Origin of the sequence: Pseudoduganella sp. OTU4001 (assembly GCF_038440195.1) — a bacterium.
Lineage (GTDB): Bacteria > Pseudomonadota > Gammaproteobacteria > Burkholderiales > Burkholderiaceae_D > Rugamonas.
On sequence record NZ_JASATG010000066.1, the window covers coordinates 1 to 8,709 of the forward strand.

Below are 8,709 nucleotides of genomic sequence, written 5' to 3' on the forward strand. Positions count from 1 at the left end.
GGCTTACCCAAACCACCCCCGGCCTCCCCCCCCCGGCACCGCTTTTTTGCTTTCATCTCGTATAATCAAGCATTTACGCAAAACAACTGAAGCATGAAGGTATTTCGCGGACTTCCCAACGCAGCGGCGCGTGCGCCCTGCGCCCTGACGATCGGCAACTTCGACGGTGTCCACCGCGGTCACCAGGCGTTGCTGGCGCGCGTGCGCGCGGCCGCCGATCGCCTGGGCCTGGAATCGGCCGTGATGACCTTCGAGCCGCATCCACGCGAATTTTTCGCCCAGAAGATGGGCGATATGTCGAAAGCCCCGCCGCGCATCGCCAACCTGCGCGACAAGCTGCAGGCGCTGGAAAACAATGGCGTGGACCGCGTGATCGTGGAGCACTTCAACGAACATTTCGCCGCCCAGTCGCCGCAGACCTTCGTCGAGAAGGTGCTGGTGGAGGGCCTGCACGTGAAATGGCTGATGGTGGGCGACGATTTCTGCTACGGCGCCAAGCGCGCTGGCAATGTCGCCCTGCTGGCCGAAGCGGGCAAGCAGTTCGGCTTTGAAGTGGAGGTGCTGCCGACCGTGCGCAATGGCGAAACCCGCATCTCCTCCTCCGCCGTGCGCGCCGCGCTGGCGGATGGCGATTTCCAGCAGGCGCAGGCGCTGCTGGGCCATCCTTATTCGATTTCCAGCCACGTGATCCACGGCGCCAAACTGGGCCGCGATATCGGCTTTCCGACGCTGAACCTGAAAGTGCCGCACCGCCCTGCCCTGTCGGGCATCTTCATCGTGCAGGTGCACGGCCTGGGCCCGCAGCCCCTGCCGGCCGTGGCCAGCCTGGGTGTGCGCCCGACGGTGGAAGATGCCGGCCGCGTGCTGCTGGAAGTCCATATCTTCGATTTCGCCCAGAACTGCTATGGCAAGGTGGTGCGCGTCGAATTCCTGCAAAAGATACGCGACGAAGAAAAGTTCATTGACCTGCCTACCCTGGTCAAAGCCATCGAGCGCGACGCCGACCACGCGCGCGCCTTCTTCGCCGCACAGAACACGAACTAAAGATACCTATCATGTCCGACAACAAACCAAAGAAGCAAGAGAGCAAATACCCGGTCAATATGACCGAAACCCCATTCCCGATGCGCGGCGACCTGGCCAAGCGCGAGCCGGGCTGGGTCAAGCAATGGCAGGACAAGAAGATCTACGAGCGCGTGCGCAAGGCTGCCGCCGGCCGCCCGAAGTTCGTGCTGCATGACGGTCCTCCCTACGCCAACGGCGACATCCACATCGGCCACGCGGTCAACAAGATCCTGAAGGACATCGTGGTCAAGTCGCGCACCATGGCCGGCTTTGACGCGCCGTATGTGCCGGGCTGGGATTGCCACGGCATGCCGATCGAGATCCAGATCGAAAAACTGTACGGCAAGAACCTGCCGACCGCCGAAGTGCTGACCAAGGCGCGCGCCTACGCCCACGAGCAGGTCGAGCGCCAGAAGAAGGATTTCATCCGCCTGGGCGTCCTGGGCGAATGGGACCAGCCATACCTGACCATGGCCTACAGCAATGAGGCCGACGAGCTGCGCGCCCTAGGCAAGCTGCTGGAGAAGGGCTACGTCTACCGCGGCCTGAAGCCGGTCAACTGGTGCTTCGACTGCGGCTCCGCACTGGCGGAAGCGGAAGTGGAATACCAGGACAAACGCGACCCGGCGATCGACGTCGGCTTCGCCTTCCATGAACACGACAAGCTGGCCACCGCCTTCGGCCTGCCAGCCCTGCCGGCTGGCGACGGCTTTGTGGTGATCTGGACCACCACCCCTTGGACCATCCCGTCCAACCAGGCCCTGAACATGCACCATGAGGTGAGCTACGCCCTGGTGCAGACCGAACGCGATGGCAAGCCGCTGATGCTGATCCTGGCCAAGGACCTGGTCGAGACCTGCCTGCAGCGCTACAAGCTGGAAGGCACCATCATCGCCACCACTACCGGCGGCAAGCTGGCCGGCATCTCCTTCAAGCACCCGCTGCACGCGCGCGACGCCTTCTACGACCGCCTGTCGCCGGTGTACATCGCCGACTACGTGACCACCGAAAGCGGTACCGGCGTGGTGCACTCCGCCCCTGCCTACGGCCAGGACGACTTCGTGTCCTGCAAATCGCACGGCATGAAGGACGACGAAATCCTGAAGCCGGTGATGGGCGACGGCAAATACATCCCTTCCCTGCCGCTGTTCGGCGGCATGACGATCTGGGAAGCCTCCAAGCCGATCTGCGAAGCGCTGCGCGAAGCGGGCGCCCTGTTCGAACTGAAGATGTTCGACCACAGCTACATGCACTGCTGGCGCCACAAGACCCCGATCGTCTACCGCGCCACCTCGCAGTGGTTCGCCGGCATGGACATCCAGCCGCTGGACGGCGGCTCCACCCTGCGCGAAACCGCGCTGGAAGGCATCGAGGCCACCGAGTTCTTCCCTGACTGGGGCAAGGCGCGCCTGCACGGCATGATCGCCAACCGTCCGGACTGGACCCTGTCGCGCCAGCGCCAGTGGGGCGTGCCGATGGCCGTCTTCATCCACAAGGAAACCGGCGAGCTGCACCCGCGCACCCCGGAACTGCTGGAGCAGGTGGCCAAGCTGATCGACCAGGGCGGCATCGACGCCTGGCACGCGCTGGACGCCGCCACCCTGCTGGGCGCCGACGCTGAACACTACGAGAAGAACAAGGACACCCTGGACGTGTGGTTCGACTCCGGCTGCACGCACCAGACCGTGCTGCGCGGCTCGCACCCGCAGCAGTCGCATTTCCCGGCCGACCTGTACCTGGAAGGCTCGGACCAGCACCGCGGCTGGTTCCACTCCTCGCTGCTGACTTCCTCCATGCTGAACGGCCGTCCGCCGTACAAGGCGCTGCTGACCCACGGCTTCGTGGTCGATGGCGAAGGCAAGAAGATGTCCAAGTCGATCGGCAACACCGTGGCGCCGCAGAAGGTGTCCGACACCCTGGGCGCCGACATCCTGCGCCTGTGGGTGGCCGCCACCGACTACACCTCCGAGCTGTCGATCTCCGACGAGATCCTGAAGCGCGTGACCGAGTCCTACCGCCGCATCCGTAACACCCTGCGCTTCCTGCTGGCGAACACCTCGGACTTCGATCCGAAGGCCAACGCCGTGCCGGTGGCCGAGCTGCTGGAAATCGACCGCTACGCGCTGGCCAATATGGCTGCGCTGCAGGCCGAACTGTCCGGCCACTACGAGCGCTACGAGTTCCACCCTGTCGTCTCCAAGCTGCAGAACTTCTGCTCGGAAGACCTGGGCGGCTTCTACCTGGACATCCTGAAAGACCGCCTGTACACCAGTGCAGTCGATTCCAAGGCGCGCCGCTCGGCGCAGACCGCGCTGTGGCACATCACCCAGTCACTGCTGCGCCTGATGTCGCCAGTGCTGTGCTTCACCGCTGAAGAGGCCTGGGCCTCCTTCGCCGGCGCAGAAGCGTTCAAAGCCAGCGACGAGACCATCTACACCCAGACCTGGTGGCAGCTGCCGGAACTGGCCGACGCCGACGCACTGCTGGCCAAGTACGCCACCATCATCGCGGTGCGCGCCAACGTGACCAAGCAACTGGAAGAGCTGCGCGGCTCCGGCGCGATCGGCTCCTCGCTGCAAGCGGAACTGGAGATCAAGGCATCGGGCGACAAGTTCAAGGTGCTGTCCTCGCTGGACGACGACCTGAAGTTCATCTTCATCACCTCCCTGGCCAAGGCTGTGGAAGTGGCGTCCGAAGCGGATGAAGCCGTGAACGTGGCCGCATCGACCGCGCAGAAGTGCGAGCGCTGCTGGCACTACCGCGCCGACGTGGGTTCGCACGCCGACCACCCAGGCCTGTGCGGCCGCTGCCACTCCAACCTGTTCGGCGCCGGCGAGTCGCGCAAGTTTGCCTGAGAAACTACATGGCCACTAAAAAGAAGACCTTCAGCAGCAAACCAGCATCCGGCAGCATGACCCCATGGTTGGGCATCGCCTTCATCATCATCCTGCTCGACCAGCTGACCAAGATCACTGTCAGCAAGCTGTTCGTGTACGGCGAAGAGAAGGTGGTGACCAGCTTCTTCAACCTGGTGCTGGCCTACAACCGCGGCGCCGCTTTCAGCTTCCTCGCCAATGAGGGCGGCTGGCAGCGCCACTTCTTCACCGCCATCGGTGTCGGCGCCGCGCTGTACATCCTGTACCTGCTGAAACGCCACAGCGGCCAGCGCCTGTTCTGCTGGGCCCTGGCCCTGATCCTGGGCGGCGCCATCGGCAATGTGATCGACCGCGTAGTGTACGGCCACGTGATCGACTTCCTCGACTTCCACTGGAAGGGCTTCGGCCACTTCCCGGCGTTTAACATCGCCGATACCGCGATCTGCATCGGAGCCGCGCTGTTCGTGCTCGACGAACTGCGCCGCGTGAACAAGTAGGAGCAGTACCATGGAACTTACTGGCAAACGAATCGTCCTCGGCCTGTCCGGCGGGGTGGCCTGCTACAAGGCCGCTGAATTGTGCCGTGCACTGACCAAGGAAGGCGCCTCGGTGCAGGTCGTAATGACCGACGCCGCCACCCACTTCATCACCCCGGTGACGATGCAAGCGCTGTCCGGCAAGCCGGTGTTCAGCAGCCAGTGGGATCCACGCGTGAACAACAATATGGCCCACATCGACGTCACCCGCGACGCCGACGCCATCCTGATCGCGCCCTGCTCCGCGGACTTCATCTACAAGCTGGCGCACGGCGTATGCGACGACCTGCTGTCGACCATGTGCCTGGCCCGTCCACGCCACGTGCCGCTGCTGATCGCCCCGGCCATGAACGTGGAGATGTGGTCCAACCCGGCCACCCAGCGCAACGTGGCGCAGGTGCAGGAAGACGGCATCACCGTGTTCGGCCCGGCCGCCGGCGACCAGGCCTGCGGCGAAGTGGGCCTGGGCCGCATGCTCGAACCGGAGCAGCTGCTGGCTGAGATGATCGCCGCCTTCCAGCCGAAAGTCCTGGCGGGCAAGCGCATCCTGGTCACCGCCGGCCCGACCTTCGAAGCCATCGACCCGGTACGCGGCATCACCAACCTGTCCTCCGGCAAGATGGGTTATGCCGTGGCGCGCGCCGCGCGTGAAGCCGGCGCCGAGGTCACCCTGGTTTCCGGCCCGGTCGCACTGGCCACGCCGTATGGCGTGGAGCGCCACAACGTGAAAAGCGCGCAGCAGATGTTCGATTCCGTGATGGAGCACATCGGCGGCCAGCACGTATTCATCTCGGTGGCGGCCGTGGCCGACTGGAAGGTGGTCAACCCGAGCGAACAGAAAGTGAAAAAGACCGGCGACGGCAGCGTGCCGGAACTGAAGTTCGAGCAGAACCCGGACATCCTGGCCAGCGTGGCCACCCGTACCAGCCTGGCCGGCTGGCCATACTGCGTGGGCTTTGCCGCCGAATCGGAAAACCTGATCGAATACGGCGCCTCCAAGCGCGAACGCAAAGGCATCCCGCTCCTGGTCGGCAATATCGGCCACAACACCTTCGGCCAGGACGACAACACCATCATCCTGTTTGACGAACACGGACACACCATCCTGCCGCGCGCCGACAAGCTCACGCTGGCGCGCCAGCTGATTTCCGAAATCGCCAAACGCATCGACAAGAATTCGCTCTTCGTATGAAAACTGTAGACGTCAAAATCCTCGACCCGCGCATGAAAGACCAGATGCCGGCCTATGCAACCCCGGGCAGCGCCGGCCTCGACCTGCGCGCCTGCATCGACGCCCCGATCACCATCGAGCCGGGCCAGACCGTGCTGGTGCCGACCGGCCTGGCGATCCATATCGCCGACCCAGGCTACGCGGCCATGATACTGCCGCGTTCCGGCATGGGCCATAAGAACGGCATTGTTCTAGGGAATCTGGTAGGCTTAATTGACTCCGATTACCAGGGACAGCTGATGGTCTCCACCTGGAACCGGGGCTTAAACACGTTTACGCTGAATCCAATGGAGCGCCTGGCGCAATTGATCATCGTGCCCGTGCTGCAGGTCGGCTTCAATGTGGTCGAAGACTTCGAGGCCAGCGACCGCGGCGCCGGAGGTTTCGGTAGCACTGGCAAGCATTAAGGAAAGAATTATGGCAGTAGAGCAAAACAAATCGTCCCATTACGCATCCTGGCCCGCCGTCGCGGCCGCGCTGCTGCTCTCTGCCTGTTCCACCTTCCAGCCCAGCAGCGCGCCGGAAGCGCCGGTCCAGCAGGCCGAACCGCCACCGGCCCCGGCGCCGGTGATCACCCCGCAGATGCAGGCCGCGCGCAACAATATGAAGGTCATTGCCGACCTGCAGGAACGCCTGTACCGCGTCGCAGCCCCGCTGCTGATCAATAACGCTGAGCTGTGCAAGACCCAGGCCCGCAACCTGCTCGGCTTCACCGCCAAGAACAAGTACTCCTACCCGGGCGAATACGCCGATGCCTCGGCCGCCGTGCTGGGGTATGACGATGTGCTGCAAGTGTCCGGCGTGCTGGCCGGCAGCGGCGCCGCCAAGGCCGGCCTGCGCAAGGGCGACGACCTGGTAGCCGCAGGCGGCAAGGCGCTGCCGAAGGGCCGCGACGCCGAAAGCAAGGCCGCCGCCGTGTTCGCCCCGCTGGCCGCCAACAGCGCCTCGCTCAACATGACCATTGCCCGCAACGGCAACAGCCAGACGCTGAACGTGCCGGTGACCCGCGCCTGCGCCTTCCGCGTCGACCTGGGCAACTCCGACAATGTGAACGCCTACCACGACGGCAGCCGCGTGCTGCTGACGCGCGGCATGATCAACTTTGCCCAGAACGACGAAGCCATCGCCTACGTGATGGCCAAGGAGCTGGCGCACAATATCCTCGGCCACGCCAGCCAGACGCGCAGCACCAACACCATGTCCAGCATCATCGACAACCTGGCCTCGGTGCGTCCGGACCTGACCATGCTGGTTGGCAGCGCCGGCGTGCGCCCGATGCCGGCCGACTACGACGTCGCCGCCGACAACCTGGCGCTGTACATGCTGGCGCGCGCCGGCTACAACATCACCAACGCGCGCTCGTTCTGGCAGCGCCTGTCCGGCCAGTACCCGGCCACGGTGCTGAACGGCTACACCGCGATCCACCCGAATGTCACGGCGCGCCTGACCGCGATGGACCGCAGCGTCTCCGAGATCAAGGCCAAGCAGGCCGCCAAGCGCCCGCTGCTGCCATGAAACCGGTAGTCCTCGCGCTCCTGCTGGCGCCTTCACTGGCGCTGGCCGGGCCCTGGACTCCGCTTGCCAAGGACAAGGACAGCGCCCTGCTACTGGACCGCAGCTCGGTGCACAGCGACGATAGCGGGCGCAAGGCCTGGACCATGGAAAGCTTCCGCAAACCGCAGACTGCGCCGGACGGCAAAATGTACCTCTCGGTCCGTTCCCAGCACACCTACGCCTGCGAGACCGCCACCCGCACCTTGCTGGCGCAGTCCTTCTACGCCGAAGTATTCGGCAAGGGTGAGCCGCTCGGCACCTTCAAATACGAATCCTACGACCCCGAAACCATCGCCCCGGGCAGCTTGGCGGAAAAGGCCATGAAGGCCGTCTGCAAAAAGCGCTGAGGCTTGCTATAGTTCGGGGCATGGATAGCATCGACCTCGAAGTGCTCAAGACCTGCTCCGCCTGGCTCGCCGCGGGACACCGCTGCGAACTTGTCACCGTCATCCGCACCTGGGGCTCCAGCCCGCGCCCGATCGGCGCCACGCTCGCCATTTGCGACGATGGCCGCGTGGTCGGTTCGGTCTCCGGCGGCTGCATCGAGGACGACCTGATCGAACGCGTTCGCAAGGAAGGCATCGTGCGCGAACTGCCCCAGGTGGTCAGCTACGGCATCACCGCCGACGAAGCCCACCGCTTTGGCCTGCCCTGCGGCGGCACCATCGAACTGGCGCTGGAACCGCTCGGCCCACACAGCCGCATCGACGAATTGCTGGAACGCCTGGCGGCACACGAACTGGTCGCCCGCACCCTCGACTTGCGCAGCGGCGCCGTCACCCTGGAACGTGCCCGCCCCGGCGCAGTGCTGGAGCGCGTGGGCGATTTGCTGGTGACCCAGCACGGCCCGCGCTGGCGGCTGCTGATCATCGGCGCCGGCCAGCTATCACGCATGCTGGCGCAGATTGCCACCGCCATGGACTACCACGTCACCGTCTGCGACCCACGCGAAGAATACCGCGCCGGCTGGGCCCTGCCCGAAGTACCGCTGGTGCACGCCATGCCGGACGACCTGGTGCAGGAAATGAAGCTCGACCGGCGCAGCGCCGTGGTCGCCCTCACGCACGACCCCAAGCTGGACGACCTGGCGCTGATGGAAGCGTTAAAGTCGGATGCGTTCTATGTCGGCGCCATCGGCTCGCGCGCCAACAACGCCAAGCGCCGCGAACGACTGCTGCAGTTTGATTTGAGCGAAGAGCAGATCGCCCGCCTGCACGGCCCGATAGGCCTGTACATCGGCAGCAAAACGCCCCCGGAAATCGCCATTTCTATATTGGCGGAGATGACAGCGGTAAAAAACGGCGTCCCCGAAGTCCTACAGATCAACCACGCCTCGGCCCTGGAAACAGCGCCAGGCCCCGCCTGCCCGACATGAGGCCCCGAATTCAAAAGCAAGAACCAGATTTCCCCACTGCCGAGTCTGTGTCAACCTTGGGGTCAGGCTCTT

The 8,709-nt window shown here is 64.5% G+C and carries 8 protein-coding genes; all 8 read left to right on the forward strand.

Annotated elements, in window-relative coordinates:
- Positions 1 to 93: 93 nt before the first annotated feature.
- The 8 genes from AAHE99_RS26525 to AAHE99_RS26560 are packed head-to-tail and all read left to right on the forward strand — an operon-like array spanning position 94 to position 8,637.
- Entirely contained in the window at positions 94 to 1,044 is a 951-nt protein-coding gene (locus tag AAHE99_RS26525) for a bifunctional riboflavin kinase/FAD synthetase (RefSeq protein WP_342120953.1), read from the forward strand.
- A gap of 11 nt (positions 1,045 to 1,055) precedes the next feature.
- Positions 1,056 to 3,920 carry an isoleucine--tRNA ligase gene (gene ileS, locus AAHE99_RS26530; protein ID WP_342120954.1) on the forward strand — a complete coding sequence of 955 codons (2,865 nt, stop codon included), beginning with the start codon at positions 1,056 to 1,058 and terminating at the stop codon, positions 3,918 to 3,920.
- A gap of 8 nt (positions 3,921 to 3,928) precedes the next feature.
- On the forward strand, positions 3,929 to 4,438 hold the full coding sequence (gene lspA, locus AAHE99_RS26535; protein ID WP_342120955.1) for a signal peptidase II: 510 nt from the start codon (positions 3,929 to 3,931) through the stop codon (positions 4,436 to 4,438).
- 10 nt (positions 4,439 to 4,448) lie between these two features.
- On the forward strand, positions 4,449 to 5,669 hold the full coding sequence (coaBC, locus tag AAHE99_RS26540) for a bifunctional phosphopantothenoylcysteine decarboxylase/phosphopantothenate--cysteine ligase CoaBC (RefSeq protein ID WP_342120956.1): 1,221 nt from the start codon (positions 4,449 to 4,451) through the stop codon (positions 5,667 to 5,669).
- Entirely contained in the window at positions 5,666 to 6,115 is a 450-nt protein-coding gene (gene dut, locus AAHE99_RS26545) for a dUTP diphosphatase (protein ID WP_342120957.1), read from the forward strand. Before coaBC ends, dut begins: the two co-directional genes overlap by 4 nt.
- Positions 6,116 to 6,125: 10 nt before the next feature.
- A complete protein-coding gene (locus AAHE99_RS26550) occupies positions 6,126 to 7,223 on the forward strand; it encodes a M48 family metallopeptidase (RefSeq protein ID WP_342120959.1) in 1,098 nt (365 codons plus the stop codon).
- Entirely contained in the window at positions 7,220 to 7,609 is a 390-nt protein-coding gene (locus AAHE99_RS26555; protein ID WP_342120960.1) for a surface-adhesin E family protein, read from the forward strand. The genes AAHE99_RS26550 and AAHE99_RS26555 overlap by 4 nt, the downstream gene beginning before the upstream one ends.
- Before the next feature lie 20 nt (positions 7,610 to 7,629).
- A complete protein-coding gene (locus AAHE99_RS26560) occupies positions 7,630 to 8,637 on the forward strand; it encodes an XdhC family protein (RefSeq protein WP_342120962.1) in 1,008 nt (335 codons plus the stop codon).
- Positions 8,638 to 8,709: the final 72 nt, after the last annotated feature.

Bases quoted from the DNA above. Each gene is read 5' to 3' on its own strand.
- AAHE99_RS26560 (WP_342120962.1), top strand. From the start codon at position 7,630: ATGGATAGCATCGACCTCGAAGTGCTCAAGACCTGCTCCGCCTGGCTC.
- dut (WP_342120957.1), top strand. From the start codon at position 5,666: ATGAAAACTGTAGACGTCAAAATCCTCGACCCGCGCATGAAAGACCAG.
- AAHE99_RS26550 (WP_342120959.1), top strand. From the start codon at position 6,126: ATGGCAGTAGAGCAAAACAAATCGTCCCATTACGCATCCTGGCCCGCC.
- lspA (WP_342120955.1), top strand. From the start codon at position 3,929: ATGGCCACTAAAAAGAAGACCTTCAGCAGCAAACCAGCATCCGGCAGC.
- ileS (WP_342120954.1), top strand. From the start codon at position 1,056: ATGTCCGACAACAAACCAAAGAAGCAAGAGAGCAAATACCCGGTCAAT.
- AAHE99_RS26525 (WP_342120953.1), top strand. From the start codon at position 94: ATGAAGGTATTTCGCGGACTTCCCAACGCAGCGGCGCGTGCGCCCTGC.
- coaBC (WP_342120956.1), top strand. From the start codon at position 4,449: ATGGAACTTACTGGCAAACGAATCGTCCTCGGCCTGTCCGGCGGGGTG.
- AAHE99_RS26555 (WP_342120960.1), top strand. From the start codon at position 7,220: ATGAAACCGGTAGTCCTCGCGCTCCTGCTGGCGCCTTCACTGGCGCTG.